Annotated in this window: 18 protein-coding genes and 2 pseudogenes; 9 read left to right on the top strand and 11 right to left on the bottom strand. The window is 60.0% G+C overall.

Annotation, left to right across the window (positions count from 1 at the left end; genetic code table 11):
• The first annotated feature begins 30 nt into the window (after positions 1-30).
• The 3 genes from hisA to ACQKP4_RS15430 all read left to right on the top strand — a co-directional run bounded on the left by hisA (position 31) and on the right by ACQKP4_RS15430 (position 2,382).
• Positions 31-768 carry a 1-(5-phosphoribosyl)-5-[(5-phosphoribosylamino)methylideneamino]imidazole-4-carboxamide isomerase gene (hisA, locus tag ACQKP4_RS15440; protein WP_017336056.1) on the top strand — a complete coding sequence of 246 codons (738 nt, stop codon included), beginning with the start codon at positions 31-33 and terminating at the stop codon, positions 766-768.
• Positions 769-777: 9 nt separating this feature from the next.
• Complete coding sequence (gene hisF / locus ACQKP4_RS15435; protein WP_007949037.1) at positions 778-1,548, top strand: imidazole glycerol phosphate synthase subunit HisF; 771 nt, start codon at positions 778-780, stop codon at positions 1,546-1,548.
• Between the two features lie 78 nt (positions 1,549-1,626).
• Positions 1,627-2,382: a substrate-binding periplasmic protein gene (locus tag ACQKP4_RS15430; protein WP_427634444.1), complete on the top strand. Its 756-nt coding sequence runs from the start codon at positions 1,627-1,629 to the stop codon at positions 2,380-2,382.
• Here ACQKP4_RS15430 and ACQKP4_RS15425 read toward each other — a convergent pair.
• From ACQKP4_RS15425 to gpmI, 5 genes are all read right to left on the bottom strand, one after another.
• A complete protein-coding gene (locus tag ACQKP4_RS15425) occupies positions 2,363-3,646 on the bottom strand; it encodes a Vps62-related protein (protein WP_427634442.1) in 1,284 nt (427 codons plus the stop codon). The two genes, ACQKP4_RS15430 and ACQKP4_RS15425, sit on opposite strands and share 20 nt — an antisense overlap.
• A 110-nt stretch (positions 3,647-3,756) precedes the next feature.
• Complete coding sequence (locus ACQKP4_RS15420) at positions 3,757-4,536, bottom strand: divergent polysaccharide deacetylase family protein (protein ID WP_427634440.1); 780 nt, start codon at positions 4,534-4,536, stop codon at positions 3,757-3,759.
• A gap of 1 nt (position 4,537) precedes the next feature.
• Positions 4,538-5,857, bottom strand: coding sequence for a S41 family peptidase (locus ACQKP4_RS15415; protein WP_427634438.1), 1,320 nt, complete (start codon positions 5,855-5,857; stop codon positions 4,538-4,540).
• 34 nt (positions 5,858-5,891) lie between these two features.
• Positions 5,892-7,184, bottom strand: a complete 1,293-nt coding sequence (locus tag ACQKP4_RS15410) for a murein hydrolase activator EnvC family protein (RefSeq protein ID WP_427634436.1) — start codon at positions 7,182-7,184, stop codon at positions 5,892-5,894.
• Positions 7,185-7,413: 229 nt separating this feature from the next.
• Complete coding sequence (gene gpmI / locus ACQKP4_RS15405) at positions 7,414-8,943, bottom strand: 2,3-bisphosphoglycerate-independent phosphoglycerate mutase (RefSeq protein WP_427634434.1); 1,530 nt, start codon at positions 8,941-8,943, stop codon at positions 7,414-7,416.
• 152 nt (positions 8,944-9,095) lie between these two features.
• Between gpmI and ACQKP4_RS15400 the strand changes: the two genes are divergently transcribed.
• Genes ACQKP4_RS15400 through secB form a run of 3 tightly spaced genes read left to right on the top strand, consistent with a single transcriptional unit; the run spans position 9,096 to position 10,298 of the window.
• Positions 9,096-9,509 carry a rhodanese-like domain-containing protein gene (locus tag ACQKP4_RS15400; RefSeq protein ID WP_427634433.1) on the top strand — a complete coding sequence of 138 codons (414 nt, stop codon included), beginning with the start codon at positions 9,096-9,098 and terminating at the stop codon, positions 9,507-9,509.
• Position 9,510: 1 nt separating this feature from the next.
• Positions 9,511-9,765, top strand: coding sequence for a glutaredoxin 3 (gene grxC / locus ACQKP4_RS15395; protein WP_010464569.1), 255 nt, complete (start codon positions 9,511-9,513; stop codon positions 9,763-9,765).
• Between the two features lie 41 nt (positions 9,766-9,806).
• Positions 9,807-10,298 carry a protein-export chaperone SecB gene (gene secB, locus ACQKP4_RS15390; RefSeq protein ID WP_133837826.1) on the top strand — a complete coding sequence of 164 codons (492 nt, stop codon included), beginning with the start codon at positions 9,807-9,809 and terminating at the stop codon, positions 10,296-10,298.
• A gap of 119 nt (positions 10,299-10,417) precedes the next feature.
• Here secB and ACQKP4_RS15385 read toward each other — a convergent pair whose 3' ends face one another.
• Positions 10,418-10,873: a tRNA (cytidine(34)-2'-O)-methyltransferase gene (locus ACQKP4_RS15385; protein ID WP_007949025.1), complete on the bottom strand. Its 456-nt coding sequence runs from the start codon at positions 10,871-10,873 to the stop codon at positions 10,418-10,420.
• On the opposite strand from ACQKP4_RS15385, the gene ACQKP4_RS15380 reads away from it, so the two are divergent.
• The gene (locus ACQKP4_RS15380) at positions 10,872-11,312 is read left to right on the top strand and encodes a hypothetical protein (RefSeq protein ID WP_427634430.1); all 441 of its coding nucleotides are present in this window, start codon (positions 10,872-10,874) and stop codon (positions 11,310-11,312) included. The genes ACQKP4_RS15385 and ACQKP4_RS15380 overlap by 2 nt on opposite strands.
• 612 nt (positions 11,313-11,924) lie before the next feature.
• Here the strand turns inward: ACQKP4_RS15380 and ntrC are convergent.
• Together ntrC and ACQKP4_RS15370 are read right to left on the bottom strand one after the other, a co-directional pair.
• The gene (ntrC, locus tag ACQKP4_RS15375) at positions 11,925-13,361 is read right to left on the bottom strand and encodes a nitrogen regulation protein NR(I) (RefSeq protein WP_427634428.1); all 1,437 of its coding nucleotides are present in this window, start codon (positions 13,359-13,361) and stop codon (positions 11,925-11,927) included.
• 40 nt (positions 13,362-13,401) lie between these two features.
• Positions 13,402-13,638, bottom strand: a pseudogene (locus ACQKP4_RS15370) (YceD family protein); the annotation flags it as partial.
• A 105-nt stretch (positions 13,639-13,743) separates the two neighbouring features.
• Here ACQKP4_RS15370 and ACQKP4_RS15365 point away from each other — a divergent pair.
• Positions 13,744-14,322 (top strand): Maf family protein, encoded by a 579-nt coding sequence (locus ACQKP4_RS15365; RefSeq protein ID WP_427634426.1) that lies wholly within the window; start codon positions 13,744-13,746, stop codon positions 14,320-14,322.
• 50 nt (positions 14,323-14,372) lie between these two features.
• On the opposite strand, the gene sppA is transcribed toward ACQKP4_RS15365, so the two are convergent.
• Genes sppA through rluC form a run of 3 tightly spaced genes read right to left on the bottom strand, consistent with a single transcriptional unit; the run spans position 14,373 to position 16,999 of the window.
• Positions 14,373-15,362 (bottom strand): signal peptide peptidase SppA, encoded by a 990-nt coding sequence (sppA, locus tag ACQKP4_RS15360; RefSeq protein ID WP_427634424.1) that lies wholly within the window; start codon positions 15,360-15,362, stop codon positions 14,373-14,375.
• A 25-nt stretch (positions 15,363-15,387) separates the two neighbouring features.
• Complete coding sequence (locus ACQKP4_RS15355; RefSeq protein WP_427634422.1) at positions 15,388-16,050, bottom strand: HAD-IA family hydrolase; 663 nt, start codon at positions 16,048-16,050, stop codon at positions 15,388-15,390.
• Positions 16,037-16,999, bottom strand: a complete 963-nt coding sequence (gene rluC / locus ACQKP4_RS15350) for a 23S rRNA pseudouridine(955/2504/2580) synthase RluC (RefSeq protein WP_427634420.1) — start codon at positions 16,997-16,999, stop codon at positions 16,037-16,039. Before rluC ends, ACQKP4_RS15355 begins: the two co-directional genes overlap by 14 nt.
• Positions 17,000-17,699: 700 nt before the next feature.
• Between rluC and ACQKP4_RS15345 the strand changes: the two are divergent.
• Positions 17,700-17,816: pseudogene (locus tag ACQKP4_RS15345) on the top strand (hypothetical protein); the annotation flags it as partial.
• Positions 17,817-17,878: the final 62 nt, after the last annotated feature.

Here is a 17,878-nt window from a genome sequence, read left to right as displayed (position 1 = left end):
GCTGAATACTCGAATTTGAAGGTTTGCCAGATGCTGATTATTCCCGCTATCGATCTCAAAGACGGTGCCTGTGTTCGTCTGCGCCAGGGCCGCATGGAAGATTCCACGGTGTTCTCCGATGACCCGGTGAGCATGGCTGCCAAGTGGGTGGAGGGCGGTTGCCGCCGTCTGCATCTGGTCGATCTGAACGGCGCCTTCGAAGGCCAGCCGGTCAACGGCGAAGTGGTCACCGCCATCGCCAAGCGCTACCCGAACCTGCCGATCCAGATCGGCGGCGGTATCCGTTCCCTGGAAACCATCGAGCACTATGTGAAGGCGGGCGTGAGCTACGTGATCATCGGCACCAAGGCTGTGAAAGATCCGGCGTTCGTCGCTGAAGCCTGCCGCGCGTTTCCGGGCAAGGTGATCGTCGGTCTCGACGCTAAAGACGGTTTTGTCGCCACCGACGGCTGGGCTGAAATCAGCACCGTTCAGGTGATCGACCTGGCCAAGCAATTCGAAGCTGATGGCGTGTCCGCGATCGTTTATACCGACATCGCCAAAGACGGCATGATGCAGGGCTGCAACGTGCCGTTCACCGCCGCGCTGGCCGCTGCCACGCGCATTCCGGTGATCGCGTCCGGCGGTATTCACAACCTCGGTGACATCAAGTCGCTGCTCGACGCCAAGGCGCCGGGAATCATCGGCGCGATCACTGGCCGGGCGATCTACGAAGGCACCCTCGACGTCGCCGAAGCGCAAGCTTTCTGCGATTCGTATAAAGGCTGAGGACTGACCATGGCGCTGGCCAAACGCATCATCCCTTGCCTGGACGTGGACAACGGCCGGGTCGTCAAAGGTGTGAAGTTCGAGAACATCCGCGACGCCGGCGACCCGGTGGAAATCGCCCGTCGTTATGACGAGCAAGGTGCCGACGAGATTACCTTCCTCGACATCACCGCCAGCGTCGATGGCCGCGACACCACGCTGCATACCGTCGAGCGCATGGCCAGCCAGGTGTTCATCCCGCTGACCGTCGGTGGTGGCGTGCGCACCGTGCAGGATATTCGCAACCTGCTCAATGCCGGCGCGGACAAGGTATCGATCAACACCGCTGCGGTGTTCAATCCGGAGTTTGTCGGCGAAGCAGCGCAGCACTTTGGATCGCAGTGCATCGTCGTCGCCATCGACGCGAAGAAGGTCTCGCTGCCGGGTGAAACCCCGCGCTGGGAAATCTTCACCCACGGTGGTCGCAAACCCACCGGGCTCGACGCCGTTGAATGGGCGAAGAAGATGGAAGGCCTGGGTGCCGGTGAAATTCTCCTGACCAGCATGGACCAGGACGGCATGAAAAACGGCTTCGACCTGGGTGTGACGCGGGCGATCAGCGATGCGCTGGGCATCCCGGTGATTGCCTCGGGCGGCGTCGGTAACCTGCAGCATTTGGCCGACGGCATTCTTGAAGGCCACGCCAGCGCGGTGCTGGCGGCGAGTATTTTCCACTTCGGCGAATACACCGTGCAGGAAGCCAAGGCCTACATGGCCCATCGCGGGATCGTGATGCGTTAAACAAATAGATGCAGGCCAGTGGACATCATGACGGGCTCAAGGCACTCTTGGGCACGCCATGGATTTCGGTAGCCCGACATGATCAAACGCCTTCTTCTTGTCCTCGCCAGCGCTTCTCTGTTGCTCATCAACGCAGGGCACGCTGAAGAAAGCCCCGACACCGACCTGGTGTTGCTGACGGAAAACTTCCCGCCCTACAACATGGCGAAGAACGGCAAGAACTTCGCTCAGGACGAGAACATCAACGGCATTGCCGTGGACATCGTCCGTGAGATGTTCAAACGTGCCGAAATCACCTACAGCCTGACGCTGCGCTTCCCTTGGGAGCGAATCTACAAACTCGCGCTCGAGAAACCCGGTTACGGCGTGTTTGTGATGGCGCGGTTGCCGGACCGCGAAAAACTCTTCAAGTGGGTCGGCCCGATTGGCCCGGATGACTGGATCATGCTGGCCAAGGCTGACAGCAAGATCAGCATCGAAACCCTGGATGAGGCGCGCAAATACAAGATTGGTGCGTACAAGGGCGACGCCATTGCCGAGACCCTCGCCAAGCAGGGCCTCAAGCCAATCGTGGTGCTGCGCGACCAGGATAATGCGAAGAAACTGATCAACGGCCAGATTGACCTGTGGGCCACCGGAGACCCGGCCGGGCGCTACCTGGCGCGCCAGGAAGGGGTGAACGGGCTCAAGACCGTCTTGCGTTTCAACAGTGCCGAACTGTACCTGGCGCTGAACAAGGATGTGCCGGAGGCAGTCGTCGTCAAGTTACAGGCTGCACTGGATCAGATGCGCAAGGACGGTGTGGTCGACGAGATCATGGGTCGGTATTTGTAACTGCCGGCGAGTTATCCACCGGCAGCTCCGTTGCTGGCGAATGTTCGGCAATGTACAGGCTGTTGCCATCCACGTAACTGACTTCGGCTGGCACTTGGGTGTTGTCCGTGCGCAGCAGCCTGTAGGTGCTCTGCAACTCATACGCGGCAACGGTTTTGTTTTTTTCCACGACGGTAACGATCTCCACTGCTGCCGGCCCGTTCCATCCTGCGGCGGCTTCGCTGTGAGCAAAAGCCTTGCTCAGTCTTGACGAGAACAGTGCGGGTTTTCGCGCAGGCCACTCGCCGTCGATCACGATCGAGGTGACACGGGAGAACTCCGCCAGACTCCCGATGCTCTGTGGCCGGTTTGCTGTCCACTTGAAGGTCTGGCTTGCGGCGGTATTGTTGTGGGCGTGGCCGACAAGTACATATTGGTCAGTCCTTTCCAGGCGGTAGAAAGGTGATGTGTGTAATTGCTCAAAGGGCCTGAGGTGTGGATCGGTCACGGTAAACCAGGGCAGCCTGGCAATCTGGGTGATCCTGGCCGGTTCGCAAGGTAAGGGTTGTCCGCTCCCGGAGAGTACCGGGGCCGGCGGCGGGGCACTGATTTGCAGCGGGATGTGCGTTCGCAGCGAATAGGCGGTGACGTGTGTAGCTGGTTTGTTATAGGTGCCGGCGCCGACAAACGTGCCTGGTGCGAAGTGGATTTCTCCTGCCGCTGCGTCCGGGGGACAGACACCCCAGGCACTGAAGCTCTGTTCGGCACCACTGCCCTTGTCGTTCCAGATCAGGTCGCTGATGGATGAAGCGACAACCAGGTCTGCCCGCACACATCGAATCGCGTTAAGCGAGGGTTTGTCCCGGCCATTGCTGCACACCTGCCCCAATGCCACGTAGCCCTCGGGAGGAATCGCAAGCCATATCGAGCAGTCTGCCCTGGCGCCTGAACCGGTATCTTTCCAGATGTGTTTAAAGTCGATGGGTCGCCTGAGCGCCGGGCCCTTGCTGTCTGTGGTGCTCGGCAGTTCGCCCTCGCAGACGACCATGACCATTCTTTTTTCGTTGATGTCGTCGTGTCCGGCAGCCACGACGTCGCCCAGTGGGAAAAAGCCCGGCAGCAAATCAGGCGCGGGGGTTGGGCGCCAAAAGGCTGCGGGTTTCGATTTTGAGCCGCTGCTGTCCCAGATACGGCGAAACTCCGTCGTAAAGTTGATCAGCAGGTTATCGAGTTTTATCGATTCCTTTGGCCTTGGGACCGATGTCGCGTGGTCGTTAGTGTTCATAGTTCATCCTGATAGTTGAAAGGCAGCTCGACGAACTGCGACCTTTTTCAGGCCCTACTATCGGGAATGGGGCGAAGCCGATGGCGGTAATTATTTATCGGTCGTGAGGGTTACTGACGGTAAATGCCATCTTTGCCATGGGCAGCGGTGGCGCGATTGCTGCGCACGCTGATCATTTGTTTGATGTTGATCCACTCGATACCTTGCGCCTTCAGCTTGGGCAATTCGCGCTCCAGCACCGCCAGCGTCTGCGGGTACGGGTGCCCGATCATCACGGCGGAACCCTGTTTGCGGGCCAGCTCGATAGCGGTCTGGAGCTGCCTGAAAATAGCCGCTTCGGTACGCTCGTCATCCAGAAAAACATCCCGCGAAACGCTCGCCAACCCGATCTTCTGCGCCTCCGCCGCCGCTATCGTTTGCGCGCTGGTGCGGCTGTCGACAAAGAACTTGTGCCGGCGCTGCAAGTCCGCCATCAGCCAGGCCATGGCGGCTGGCTGCGCGGTCATGCGGCTGCCCATGTGGTTGTTGATTCCCGCCGTGTACGGCACGACCTTGAACGCCGCGATCAGGCGTTTTTCCAGTTCGTCGATGGGCAAATCGGGATGCCAGGCAAACGGGCCGGTGGCCGGGTCCATGGGCATGTGCAGGATGACGATCTTGCCGGCGCGATGGGCTTCGCGGGCAAATTCGGTGGCGTGGGGCGTGTCGGGCATGATCGCCGTGGTCACCGGGCCGGGCAGGGCAAGCACGCGACGATCCCGGGGCAGGTTCTGCCCCAGGTCATCGATGATCAGGCTCAGGTAGGCCTTTTGAGGTTTCGTCTGGACGGGTTCTGCGTGAGCAACACCCGCCAGACAGCACAGCAGACCGAGGACTGACCGCAGGCGCATCTCAGCGGCCGGAGGTGATGCTCAACCCTTTGAGCAGGCTCAGGGCCTGGGCCAATTGGTAATCATCGTCCTGCGGCATGGCTTTGGCTTTGCTGCCGGAACCGGTCGGTTTGTCGGCGCCGCCGTTGCCATTGCCCAAGTGACCTTGCAGGTCGGCTTCCTTGAAGTACTCGCCGTCCTGCTCGCTGGTGATCTTGGCCTTGCGCACTTCGATGTCCGGGACGATGCCCTGAGCCTGGATCGAGCGACCGTTCGGCGTGTAGTACAACGCCGTGGTGATCTTCAGCGCACGGTCGTTGTTCAGCGGCAGCACGGTTTGTACCGAGCCCTTGCCGAAACTGGTGGTGCCCATGATCACGGCGCGTTTCTGATCCTGCAGGGCGCCGGCGACAATTTCCGAGGCCGAGGCACTGCCACCGTTGATCAGCACGACCATCGGCACGGCTTCGCTTTCGTCTTTGCCCGTGGCCGAGAAGCGCAGTTCGGAGTTGGCGATGCGGCCCTTGGTGTAGACGATCAGGCCTTTGGTGATGAAGTGGTCGACCACTTCCACCGCCGCTTGCAGCACGCCGCCCGGGTTGTTACGCAGGTCGAGGATGATGCCGTTGAGCTTCTTGCCGTTTTCCTTGCGCAGTTTCGCGAGGGCCTTGGACACTTCTTCGCCGGTCTTGACCTGGAACTGCGTGATGCGGATGTAGGCGTAGCCCGATTCCAGCAATTGCGCCTTGACGCTCTTCACCTGGATAACGGCGCGCGCCAGGGTCACGTCGAACGGCGTACCGCCGTCGCGGACCAGGGTCAGGGTGATTTTCTGGCCGATCTTGCCGCGCATCTTGTCGACGGCTTCGGTCATGGTCTGGCCGCGAGTCGGCGCCCCGTTGATCTTGACGATAAAGTCGCCGGCCTGAATGCCAGCCTTGGAGGCCGGGGTGTCATCGATGGGCGAAACCACTTTGATGAAACCGTCTTCGGCGCCGACTTCGATGCCCAGGCCGCCGAATTCGCCGCTGGTGCTTTCCTGCAATTCAGCGAAATCTTCCGGGCCCAGATAGGCCGAGTGCGGGTCGAGGTTGCTGAGCATGCCTTTGATGGCATTTTCCAGCAGGGTCTTGTCGTCCACCGGTTCGACATAGGCGGCCTTGATCCGGTCCATGACCTCGGCAAAAGTGCGCAACTCTTCCAGCGGCAGCGGCGCCTTGGTGGTCGCAGCCGTGCCCGCAGGCGCGACGGCCGGGGCCGGTTGAGCGGCAAACGCCAGAGGCGCGCCGATCACCAGGGCGATCGTCAGGGCCAGCGAGGTAAGACGGGACAAATGCAGCATGTCGAACGAACTCCTAATGTAGGTGACTCAACGCCTATCCTTGCGCGTGGCACCATTGCGCCGGATCACTCGGGTGACCCTGCTGACGAATTGCGAAATAGAGTGCCGGTGTGTCCTGCCCGCCGCTGTTACCGACAGTGGAGATGGACTCTCCGGCTTTTACCACATCACCCGCAGACTTGAGCAGCGTCTGGTTGTGACCGTAGAGACTCAAAAAACCATTGCCGTGATCGAGGATCACCAGCAGCCCGGCGCCGCGCAGCCAATCTGCGAACACCACGCGACCGCCATGCACGGCATGCACCTGGCTGCCCGCCGTGGCGCTGATCATCACGCCGTCCCACTTGGTACGGGCGTCGTCGCCACGGGTTTCACCAAAGCGTGCCAGCAGTCGACCATCAACAGGCCAGGGAAGTTTTCCCCGGGTCGCAGCAAACGGGCCGCCAAAGGTTTCGCCTGAACTTGAAACCAGTGCGCCAGGGGGCGATTTGACGGGTTTGCGTGGGGCGTCGGTGGTGTCTGCTTCCGCCTGGGCCTCACGTAAACGCTTTTTTTCGGCTTCCTGCTGGGCGATCAGCGCTTTTTGACGCGCTTCTTCTGCCTCTCGGGCCTGGCGGGCCAAGGTTTCTTCAATGGTTTTAAGGACTTTAGACAGGTCTGCCTGATCCTGCTCGCGGGAGGCCAGTTTCTGGTCGCGTGCCTTTACGTCGTCGTTGAGCCTGGCCAGGACTTGCTGGCGCTCCTTGCGGACTTTATCGAGTTCGTCGCGCTGGCTGTCGAGGCTGCTCTTCTGCACCAGCAATTGCGCTTGTTGCAGGGAGATGTCTTTTTCGACATTGGCCAATTGGCGCAGGGTTTCGTTGAAACTCTTCAACTGCTCCAGGCGGGCCTGGCTCAGGTAGTCGTAATAAGTGAGGGTGCGGGCGAATTTTTCCGGGTTTTGCTGGTTGAGCAGCAGCTTCAGGTATTCCTGGCGGCCGTTCTGATAGGCCGCGCGGGCCTGAATGGCGATCAGTCGTTGCTGTTCAATGCGCGCGCTCTGGAGTTTTTTTTTCTCTCCATCGAGTCGCTGCAGCTCGGATTCGCTTTTCTTCAGCTCTTTTTGCAGGGCATCGACTTGCTTCTCGAGCTTGCCCATCTCGGTCTCGGTGCCTTTGAGGTCCTTTTGCACACCGGACTTTTCTTCTTGCAGCTTGCCCAGCAGTTTCTTCAGCTCGGCAATGTCCTGACGCGTGGCGTCCAACTGTTGTTGGGTTTGCGCGCGCTCGTCAGCGAAGGCCGGTTGGAGCAGGCAAGTCAGAGCAAGGGCAATCAGGACGCGAAGCATAGAGGCGGGCGACACCAGGGAAAGGGACGGCCTAGTATGCCCGCCAAGCGCGGCAAAAAAAATGCCCATTTCGGGCTGTGTGATAACTGGACCAAAAAACACCCACAAACCAATGTGGGAGCGGGCTTGCTCGCGAAAGCGGTCTGTCGTTCAACATTGATGTCGACTGACAGACCGCTTTCGTGAGCAAGCCCGCTCCCACAGGGTATTTCGCTGTTTGGAAGGCCGATTACACCAGGATCGAAGTGCCGGTCATTTCGGCCGGCTTCTCAAGCCCCATCAACATCAGCATGGTCGGCGCCACGTCCGCCAGCACGCCGCCGTGGCGAACCTTGAAATCACGCTTGCCGACATAAATGAACGGCACCGGCTCGGTGGTGTGGGCGGTGTGGGCCTGGTGGGTTTCTTCGTCGGACATCTTCTCGCAGTTGCCGTGGTCGGCGGTGATCAGCGCTTCGCCGCCGACTTTATCCAGGGCATCGACGATGCGGCCGACGCACAGGTCCAGGCATTCCACGGCTTTGATCGCCGCTTCAAGGTTGCCGCTGTGGCCGACCATGTCGCCGTTGGCGTAATTGACCACAATCACGTCGTAACGCTGATTGTCGATGGCGTCGACGATACGGTCGGTGACTTCCGGCGCGCTCATCTCAGGCTGCAAGTCGTAGGTGGCGACTTTTGGCGACGGGATCAGGATGCGCTCCTCGCCGGGGAACGGTTCCTCGCGGCCGCCGGAGAAGAAGAAGGTCACGTGCGCATATTTCTCGGTTTCGGCGATACGCAACTGGGTCTTGCCGTTTTTCGCCAGGTAGTCGCCCAGCACGTTTTCCAGGCTGCCGGCGGCGAAGGCCGAGGGCGCAGGAATGCTGGCGGCGTATTGGGTCAACATGACGAAGCCGGCCAGTTTTGGCTGGCGTGCACGCGCGAATTCCTTGAAACCGTCTTCGACGAACACACGGGTCAGTTCACGGGCGCGGTCGGCGCGGAAGTTCATGAACACCACGGCGTCGCCGTCTTCGACCTTCACCGGCTCGCCGATGGAGGTGGCTTTGACGAATTCATCGCTTTCGCCACGGGCGTAGGCCGCTTCCAGGCCTTCTTGCGCGGTGGCGGCGTTGAATTCGCCGTTGCCGTCGACAATCAGGTTGTAGGCCTGGGCCACGCGGTCCCAACGGTTGTCGCGGTCCATGGCGAAGTAACGGCCGACGATGCTGGCGATCCGGCCTTTGCCGAGCGCCTGGAAAGTCGCGTCGAGCAGTTCGATTGACGACTGCGCGCTTTTCGGCGGCGTGTCGCGGCCATCGAGGAACGCGTGCAAGTAGATTTTCTCGGCACCGCGCTTGAACGCCAGTTCGGCCATGGCGACCAGGTGATCCTGGTGGCTGTGCACGCCGCCCTCGGACAACAGGCCCATGAAGTGCACCGCTTTGCCGGCAGTAACGGCTTTATCGACGGCGGCGCAGATGGTCGGGTTCTCGAAGAACTCGCCGTCGCGGATCGATTTGGTCACGCGGGTGAAGTCCTGGTACACCACGCGACCGGCGCCGAGGTTCATGTGGCCGACTTCGGAGTTGCCCATCTGGCCGTCCGGCAGGCCGACGTCCATGCCGCTGCCCGAGATCAAACCGTTCGGCACGGTGGCGGTCAGGCGGTCCAGTACGGGCTTCTTGGCGGAGTACACAGCGTTGGCGTCGTGGCTCTCACTGTGACCGAAGCCGTCGAGAATAATCAGGACCAAAGGTTTAGGCGTGGTAGTCATGGATTCCACTCGTGGCTGAGTTAAAAGAGGGCGATGGAAAAGGGAGTGGCAGTTTAAAGGCAAGTTCATTCCACGTCACCGCCGGACGGGGTTTGGCGCACCTTGGGGGCTGTGTATACTGGCCCACTTTTAACGCCCTGGAACCACCTTAAATGCTTGATCACCTGATTGCATTTGCCACCACCCACTATCTGCTGGCCGGTATTTTCGTCGTTCTGCTGGCGCTGCTGATCGCCCATGAGATGAAAGGCGGCGGCCGCAGCCTGAGCACCGGCGAGCTGACCGGGCTGGTCAACAAGGACGCAGGCGTGGTGATCGACATTCGTCCGACCAAGGATTTCGCCGCTGGCCACATCGTTGGCGCGCTGAACATTCCTCACGACAAACTCACCGCTCGCATCGGCGAACTGGAAAAACACAAGGCCAAGACCATCATTCTGGTCGACGCCGTGGGCCAGACCGCTGGTACGCATGCCCGTGAGCTGATGAAATCCGGCTTCACCGCCGCCAAGCTGTCCGGCGGTATCTCCAGCTGGAAGGGCGATAACCTGCCGCTGGTGAAGTGATATGAGCAACGTCGTCGTCTATTCCAGCGATTACTGCCCTTACTGCTCGCGAGCCAAGTACCTGCTCGAGAACAAAGGCGTGGCCTTCGAAGAGATCAAGGTCGATGGCAAGCCGCAGGTGCGCGCCGCCATGGCTCAGAAAGCGGGACGCACGTCCGTGCCGCAGATCTGGATCGGCGAGCGCCACATTGGCGGTTGTGATGATTTGTTTGCCCTTGAGCGCGCCGGCAAGCTCGACGCGATGCTCAAGGCCTGAATACCTTCCCTATAAGAACCCGAGATCAGAAAGGATCTGAGATGACTGACCAACAGAACACTGCAGCTAGCGAAGAAGAAACCGCACCGCAATTCTCCTTGCAGCGCATCTACGTACGTGACTTGTCGTTCGAAGCCCCGAAAAGCCCGGCGATTTTCCGCCAGCAGTGGGAACCGAGTGTCGGTCTGGATCTGAACACCCGCCAGAAGGCCCTGGAAGGCGACTTCCATGAAGTCGTGCTGACCTTGTCGGTGACCGTGAAGAACGGTGAAAACGGCGAAGTGGCGTTCATCGCCGAAGTGCAACAGGCCGGGATCTTCCTGATCAAGAACCTGGACGACGCGTCGATGAGCCACACCCTCGGCGCGTTCTGCCCGAACATCCTGTTCCCGTACGCTCGCGAAACCCTGGACAGCCTGGTCACCCGTGGTTCGTTCCCGGCGCTGATGCTGGCGCCAGTGAACTTCGACGCGCTGTACGCACAAGAACTGCAACGCATGCAGGCTTCGGGCGAGACTCCGACCGTTCAGTAACGTCGAAGCAGGTCCCAATGTGGGAGCGGGCTTGCTCGCGAAGGCGTCGTGTCAGTCAACATCAATGTTGAATGAACAAGCGCTTTCGCGAGCAAGCCCGCTCCCACATTTGTTTGGGGTTACTTGAAACCGAGCTGGCGCCAGCCTTCATACACGGCGACGGCCACGGTGTTGGACAGGTTCAGGCTGCGGCAGCCTTCACGCATCGGCAAGCGCAGGCGTTGTTCGCCGGGCAGGGCGTCGAGCACCTCGGCCGGCAAGCCACGGCTTTCCGGGCCGAACAGAAAGGCATCGCCCTCGGCAAAACTGGCATCGTGGAACGGGCGCGAACCCTTGGTGGTAAACGCGAACAACCTTGGATGGCCAAGGCTTTCCAGGCAACTGGCGAGGTCGGCGTGGCGTTGCAGGGTGGCGTACTCGTGGTAATCGAGGCCGGCCCGGCGCAAGCGCTTGTCGTCCATCTCGAACCCCAGCGGTTCGATCAAATGCAGGTGGCAGCCACTGTTGGCGCACAGCCTGATAACGTTGCCGGTATTCGGCGGAATTTCTGGTTGAAAAAGGATGACGTGAAACATGCACGGCTCCGAAGGTAAAGATGACGGGCATTCTACGCCGCCAAAGGATCCCCGTTCGAAACTATTCCCGCGAGTGATCGGTTCGCTGGCGATTTTCGGGGTGATGGTGGGGCTGATGATCGGTCGCCTGACCGCGCCCGACCCGACGGTTTTGCAGCAGGTCGAGGTCACGAACGACGGCTTGGTGGTGTGGTTCAACAACGAACCCAAGACCCACGGCGAGTTCGTGGACGGCAGCCTGGCGTTGCTGTTCGAATCGGAAGGCACCACGCAGAAAGGTCAGCTCAGGCTCAACGACAAAAACGTGAACTGGCGGGTGCGTTTGAGTGATGGGGGGTTGTTGCTGTCGGTGGTGGCGGCCCGGCCACTGCAAGGCGAGTGGGCCGGTAGCGAGGTCAATGACCGCTGGCGGCTGGAGATCCATCTCCGGGAGGAATAAAAGAGGGAATCCCCGGCCTGCCTGTACCAAGGCTCCCAAAACGGCAGGGCTTGCGCATTGCGTCGCAAGCCCGGTGTAAAGAAGGAACCCCTGACCTGCCTGTATCAAGGGCCCCAAAACTGGGTGGGCTCGTCGCGGGTGCGGTGTGAGCCCGATGTAAAGAGGGGAATCCCCGGCCTGCCTGTACCAAGGTCCCCGAAACCGGGTAGTGAACTGAATCACTGAAAGGACTATTGCAGGGGGCGTGCCAGTTTTTAACAACTCGCAATATAAAGCCGGATAGAAACCTCGAAAGCCCCGTAATCCGGGGCTTTCGTGTTTTTTGGCTCAGGGTTCGGTTGCGAAAAAGGGCGGGGTGCTGAATCAGTGTTTGTGCGCGATTGCGGTTCATCGTGCATTGCTGCGGTGCACAGAGCGCCAAGTGCGGGAGCGAGCCTCCGGGCGGCGCTTCGATCAACATCCACGTCGAATGAAATGGCCCCTTCGCGAGCAAGCCCGCTCCCACAGTGGGTTCAGGTGTGTTCACTCAATAATGAACACTCCAAAAATCCACTGTGGGAGCGGGCTTGCCCGCGAAGGCGGTGTAACTGCCAGCGAGGTACTAAAGGCTGCTTAACCCTCATCCCCCTCATCATCATCCCCGCCATCTACCTTCATCCCCAATTCCTTGATCTTGCGCGTCAGGGTGTTACGACCCCAGCCCAGCAGGACGGCGGCATCGCGGCGGCGGCCGGCGGTGTGTTTGAGGGCGGTCTCGATCATGATGCGTTCGAACGCCGGCACTGCGCTGTCCAGCAGGCTCGACTGACCGCGCGCCAACGCCTGATCCGCCCACTGGCGCAGCGCTTGCTCCCAGTTGGTCACCGGCGCCGAATCCTGCGGCAGGCTCAGCAGCTCCGGTGGCAGGTCGCTGATGTGCACTTCGCGACCCGAAGCCATCACCGTGATCCAGCGGCAGGTGTTTTCCAGCTGACGGACGTTGCCGCCCCACGGCAGGTTCTTCAGGTATTCCTCGGTTTCGCTTTTCAGCAACTTCGGCTCGACCGCCAGTTCTTGCGCGGCGCGGGCGAGGAAGTGTTTGGCGAGAGTCGGGATGTCTTCGCGACGGTCCGACAACCGTGGAATATGAATGCGGATCACGTTGAGGCGGTGGAACAAGTCTTCGCGGAATTTCCCGGCGTGCACCAGGGTTTCCAGGTTCTGGTGCGTGGCGGCAATGATGCGCACATCGACCTTCACCGGCGTATGCCCGCCGACGCGGTAAAACTCGCCGTCGGCCAATACGCGCAGCAGACGGGTTTGCGTGTCCGCCGGCATGTCGCCGATTTCATCGAGGAACAGCGTGCCGCCATCGGCCTGTTCAAAGCGACCGCGCCGCAAGTTGGCCGCGCCGGTGAACGCGCCTTTCTCGTGGCCGAACAGCTCGGATTCCATCAGGTCTTTGGGGATCGCCGCCATGTTCAGCGCAATAAATGGCGACGCCGCCCGTGGGCTGTGGCGATGCAGGGCGTGGGCGACCAGCTCTTTACCGGTCCCGGATTCGCCGTTGATCAGCACGGTAATGTTGGAGTGGCTCAAGCGCCCGATGGCGCGAAACACTTCCTGCATCGCCGGCGCTTCGCCGATGATTTCTGGCGTGCGGGTCAAAGCGACCGGCACTTCCAGGCCTTGTTGTTCTTGCGCGTGCTGGTTCGCACGCTTGACCAGCGACACCGCTTCGTCGACGTCGAACGGTTTCGGCAAGTATTCAAACGCACCGCCCTGGTACGACGCGACGGCGCTGTCCAGGTCAGAGTGAGCGGTCATGATGATGACCGGCAGCCGTGGGTGTTGTTCGCGAATCCGCGCCAGAAGGTCCAGGCCGCTGGCGCCGGGCATGCGGATGTCGGAGATGATCACGTCCGGCTGCTGGCGCGCCAGGCGGCTCATCACGCCATCGGCGCTGTCGAAGCTTTGCGTGGTCATGCCTTCTTGCTGCAAGGCTTTTTCCAGGACCCAACGGATAGAACGGTCGTCATCGACGATCCACACGGTTTCACTACGGCTCATGTCGATGTGGCTCCTTGTTCCAGTGGCAGAAAGATCGAGCCAGCTCAAGACAACGCTGGCAAACCATTTTGACTTCGGTGTCGATAAAGCTGTGAATTACCACAGATTTACGTTCATCTCGTTCAAAAACGAATTTAGCCTGCACCGTACCGACAGTGTCGGAAAGCGGGTCGCAGAGTCTCTCCAAATCGGCCAGCAGCAGTTCACCTTGAAGGGTGGTGCCACGGTCAGCCAATTTGCGCGGGTCAACGTGAGGTGGAATCGGGTCATTCAACATAGGCGCAGCATTATAGGGATGCACCCGGCCATGTCAAAGGAAATTCAGCCCTGTCCGTCACCTGGAAGCCTCGCTAGAATTCGGCCCTGCCTTTTGGAGATGCGCATGCTGCCTTTATTACTCGCTTCAAGCTCGGTTTATCGCCGGGAATTACTGGCCCGTTTGCAGCTGCCATTCATCTGCAGCTCGCCGGACATCGACGAAAGTCATCGTCCGAACGAGCCTGCCCTCGAACTGGTAAAACGCCTCGCCCAGGAAAAAGCCCAGGCACTCGCCGGCACCCACCCCGCTCACCTGATCATCGGCTCGGATCAGGTCGCCGTGCTCGGCGAACGGATTATCGGCAAACCGCACACCTTCGAAAAGGCCCGCGAACAACTTTTGGCGTCGAGTGGCGCCAGTGTGACCTTCCTCACCGGCCTGGCCGTGCTCAACAGCCAGACCGGCGAGTGCCAGGTCGATTGCGTGCCCTTCACCGTACACATGCGCACGCTCGATCAGGCGCACATCGAACGCTACCTGCACGCCGAGCAGCCCTACGATTGCGCTGGCAGCTTCAAGACCGAAGGTTTGGGGGTGAGCCTGTTCCGGCGTACCGAAGGCCCTGACGCCACCAGCCTGATCGGCCTGCCGCTGATCCGCCTGATCGACATGCTGCTCAAAGAAGGCGTGCAAATACCCTGACCACAAAAAACCGGCCACTGGGGCCGGTTTTGTATGCAACAGCAGCAGGATCAGCGCAACGACGGACCGTGAAAGCCCATCCACATCGCCAACTGCTCAGCGACACTGGCGCCGAGCTTTTTCGAGAAACGATCGAACGGCGATTCCTGAACGGTGAAGTCCACCAGCTCTTTCTCGCCAATCACGTCGCGCGCCACCGAACTGGCATTACCCAGGCCATCGATCAGACCGAGCGGCAGCGCCTGCTCACCGCTCCAGACCAGCCCGGAGAACAGCTCCGGATGCTCTTTATCCTTGAGACGGTCGCCACGCCCTTTCTTCACGCTGTTGATGAATTGCTGGTGCGTGGTGTCCAGCACGCCTTGCCAGAATTGAGTCTCTTCGGGCTTCTGCGGCTGGAACGGATCAAGGAACGACTTGTGCTCACCCGACGTGTACGTGCGACGCTCAACGCCCAGCTTCTCCATGGTGCCAACAAAGCCGTAACCGGCCGCCGTCACACCAATGGAACCCACCAGGCTCGCCTTGTCGGCGTAGATCTGATCGGCCGCGCTGGCAATGTAGTAGGCGCCGGAAGCCCCCAGATCGGAGATCACCGCATACACCTTGGTGTCCGGGTGCAGACCGCGCAGACGCACGATTTCGTCGTACACGTAACCCGACTGCACCGGACTGCCGCCAGGGCTGTTGATGCGCAGGATGACGCCTTTGACTTTGTCGTCCTCGAAGGCCGCACGCAGGCTGCCGACGATGTTGTCAGCACTGGCCGCTTCCTTGTCGGCAATCATGCCGGTGACATCGATCAACGCCGTGTAGTGCGAACCACGGGTCGCGCTTTTTTCCATGTCCATCAGTGGCGTGAACAACAGCAGCGCGCCAAACAGATACACAAAGGTCAGCAACTTGAAGAAAATCCCCCAGCGCCGGGACCGGCGCTGTTCCTGCACACTGGCCAGCAGGGTCGTTTCCAACAGCTTCCAGCTCTTCTCGTCACCGCTCTCCGCGCTCGCCTTGGCGGGCGCTTTCCATTCGTCGGTCATACCATCTACCCCAGCAAAAAACCTGTTAAGCCGGCTGATTCAGCCAGGCATGCAATTCTGAAAAATGATCGATGGACAGCCGCGGCTCGAAAACCTTCAGCGTGTCGATGGATTGAGCGCCATAACTCACTGCAACCGAATCCATGCCGGCGTTGCGGGCCATTTTCAGGTCAAAGGAAGAATCCCCGACCATCAGCGCCTGCTGCGCAGAAACACCGCAATGGGCAAGAATCTCTTCCAGCATCAGAGGGTGAGGCTTGCTGGCAGTTTCATCCGCCGCACGGGTGATATCGAAATAGTTTTCCCAGCCGTGCGCCCCAAGGACGCGATTCAGCCCGCGACGCGCCTTGCCGGTGGCCACCGCCAATTGATATCCCTCGGCACGAAAGGCTGCCATTGATTCGGCAACACCTTCGAACAACGGTGAAGGCACCGCCTCGGCAGCGATGTAGTGATCGGCATAGTGCTGGCGGAAGGCAATCAGTTCGTCATCGCCGATCTGTGGATACAACGTGCGAATCGCCTCTGGCAGGCCGAGACCGATAATGCCCTTGACCGCAAAATCATCACGCAACTGAAACCCGGAACGCTCGGAGGCGACATGCATCGCCTCGACTATCCGACCAATGGAGTCAGCCAGGGTGCCGTCCCAATCGAAAATCAGCAGCTTGTAATCAGACGGGTGCACTCAAGCGCTCCACGGTCTTGGCCCACATTTCATCCACGGGCGCCTGCAACTTGAGCTCGCTGCCATCGGGCAACGGCACGGTCAGCATGTAGGCGTGGAGGAACAGGCGTTTGCCGCCCAGATCACGAATTTCCTTGCTGAAATCGTCATCGCCGTACTTGGTGTCACCCGCGATGCAATGCCCGGCGTGCAGCGTGTGTACGCGAATCTGGTGAGTCCGGCCGGTGATCGGTTTGGCTTCGATCAGGGTGGCAAAGTCGCCGAAACGACGCAGGACCTTGAACACCGTTACAGACTCCTTGCCCTCCTCCTCGTCGACCTCGACCATGCGCTCGCCGGAGCGCAGATTGCTCTTGCCCAGCGACGCCCGGACTTGCTTGATCGAGGCCGCCCAGTTACCGCGGACCAGCGCCATGTAGCGCTTGTCCACGCCATCGCCACGCAATGCCGTGTGCAAGTGACGCAACATGCTGCGTTTCTTGGCGATCATCAGCAGGCCGGAAGTGTCACGGTCGAGACGGTGAACCAGCTCAAGCTCCTTGCAATCGGGACGCAACTGACGAAAGGCTTCGATCACGCCGTAGGTCAAGCCACTACCGCCGTGAACCGCGATACCGCAAGGCTTGTTGATCACGATCAGCGCCTTGTCTTCGAAGACAATCGAGGCTTCGAGGCGTTGCAGCAGGCCCTGGGCCAGCGGCACGGGCTCATCGCGCTCGGGCACGCGAACCGGCGGCACGCGCACGATATCGCCGGCCTGCAGCTTGTATTCGGGCTTGATCCGGCCTTTGTTCACTCGCACTTCGCCTTTGCGCAAAATGCGGTAAATCAAGGTCTTGGGCACGCCTTTGAGCCGAGCGAGAAGGAAGTTATCAATACGTTGGCCGGCATATTCCGGCGAGACCTCCAGCAGTTGTACGGCTGGGGTCGAAGGGGCAGTAGTCGTCATGGCGCGGATGATAACAATTTTTTATGGAATTGAAGCACTTAATCATTGCTGCTATAGTCGCGAACGCCGCCAAAAGCGGCCTGGACAGCGGACTAACGGTCAAAAACCGTCCCTGACCAACGCAATTCACCAGGACGCGAGGCCGTCCTACGGGGCTTTCGCTACGTAACGGTGGAGTTTGCAGGTGTAACGAGCGCAGGTGACATGAGGCCTGAATCAAGCGGCAAAGCAGAGTTTCAACTCGCCTTGCCAGCCAATATTCATGGCCAGTTCACAAAGTGCAGTCAGCTGCGAATGACCCCGAGTGAACGCTTCGGAAACAACGCCTAAATTAGCCATGATGCGTGACCTCCCCTTTCGGAGCTCACGGTAAATGCCAACCCGCTGCGGATTCTGCGCGCGGCAGCACCCGAATTATCAGGGATACGTGTAGGGTGGAGATGCACAACCGCTGGACTGTGTAGCAATAGGCTTTATCAAGACGCTTCATCTCGTCCACAGCCGCTGGTTGATTCCTCCTCCTGACTGAGTGCTTAAGTAGCCACAGCAAGCAGGACGCGTACGTCGCGACACCGGCCCAATTGGTCGGGGTTCGCTAGACACTGGAGTGGCCAACCACTCCTGACGCACCTGACACCGACCTAGAGAAGTCGTGTGTGCCGAACGCCGTTTCCGGCAGCCCGGAAACCGACGGTACTACATGAAAAGAATGCTGATTAACGCAACTCAACCCGAAGAGTTGCGTGTTGCACTGGTAGATGGCCAACGCCTATACGACCTGGACATCGAATCCGGTGCACGCGAGCAGAAGAAGGCACGGCCGTTGACCTTTTACCTGGGCCTCAAAGGCAAGGCGATGCGTGCCCGGGTGGCTGAACT

It is taken from the genome of Pseudomonas sp. NPDC086278 (genome assembly GCF_050280905.1).
Classification (GTDB): domain Bacteria; phylum Pseudomonadota; class Gammaproteobacteria; order Pseudomonadales; family Pseudomonadaceae; genus Aquipseudomonas.
Note: the sequence above shows the minus strand (reverse complement) of the source record. Positions and strands in the feature narration are given on the sequence as shown.

Bases quoted from the DNA above. Each gene is read 5' to 3' on its own strand.
- secB (WP_133837826.1), top strand. From the start codon at position 9,807: ATGACTGACCAACAGAACACTGCAGCTAGCGAAGAAGAAACCGCACCG.
- ACQKP4_RS15380 (WP_427634430.1), top strand. From the start codon at position 10,872: ATGCACGGCTCCGAAGGTAAAGATGACGGGCATTCTACGCCGCCAAAG.
- ACQKP4_RS15385 (WP_007949025.1), bottom strand. From the start codon at position 10,873: ATGTTTCACGTCATCCTTTTTCAACCAGAAATTCCGCCGAATACCGGC.
- grxC (WP_010464569.1), top strand. From the start codon at position 9,511: ATGAGCAACGTCGTCGTCTATTCCAGCGATTACTGCCCTTACTGCTCG.
- sppA (WP_427634424.1), bottom strand. From the start codon at position 15,362: ATGACCGACGAATGGAAAGCGCCCGCCAAGGCGAGCGCGGAGAGCGGT.
- hisF (WP_007949037.1), top strand. From the start codon at position 778: ATGGCGCTGGCCAAACGCATCATCCCTTGCCTGGACGTGGACAACGGC.
- ACQKP4_RS15425 (WP_427634442.1), bottom strand. From the start codon at position 3,646: ATGAACACTAACGACCACGCGACATCGGTCCCAAGGCCAAAGGAATCG.
- gpmI (WP_427634434.1), bottom strand. From the start codon at position 8,943: ATGACTACCACGCCTAAACCTTTGGTCCTGATTATTCTCGACGGCTTC.
- ACQKP4_RS15430 (WP_427634444.1), top strand. From the start codon at position 1,627: ATGATCAAACGCCTTCTTCTTGTCCTCGCCAGCGCTTCTCTGTTGCTC.
- ACQKP4_RS15400 (WP_427634433.1), top strand. From the start codon at position 9,096: ATGCTTGATCACCTGATTGCATTTGCCACCACCCACTATCTGCTGGCC.
- ACQKP4_RS15415 (WP_427634438.1), bottom strand. From the start codon at position 5,857: ATGCTGCATTTGTCCCGTCTTACCTCGCTGGCCCTGACGATCGCCCTG.
- ntrC (WP_427634428.1), bottom strand. From the start codon at position 13,361: ATGAGCCGTAGTGAAACCGTGTGGATCGTCGATGACGACCGTTCTATC.
- ACQKP4_RS15420 (WP_427634440.1), bottom strand. From the start codon at position 4,536: ATGCGCCTGCGGTCAGTCCTCGGTCTGCTGTGCTGTCTGGCGGGTGTT.
- hisA (WP_017336056.1), top strand. From the start codon at position 31: ATGCTGATTATTCCCGCTATCGATCTCAAAGACGGTGCCTGTGTTCGT.
- ACQKP4_RS15365 (WP_427634426.1), top strand. From the start codon at position 13,744: ATGCTGCCTTTATTACTCGCTTCAAGCTCGGTTTATCGCCGGGAATTA.
- rluC (WP_427634420.1), bottom strand. From the start codon at position 16,999: ATGACGACTACTGCCCCTTCGACCCCAGCCGTACAACTGCTGGAGGTC.
- ACQKP4_RS15410 (WP_427634436.1), bottom strand. From the start codon at position 7,184: ATGCTTCGCGTCCTGATTGCCCTTGCTCTGACTTGCCTGCTCCAACCG.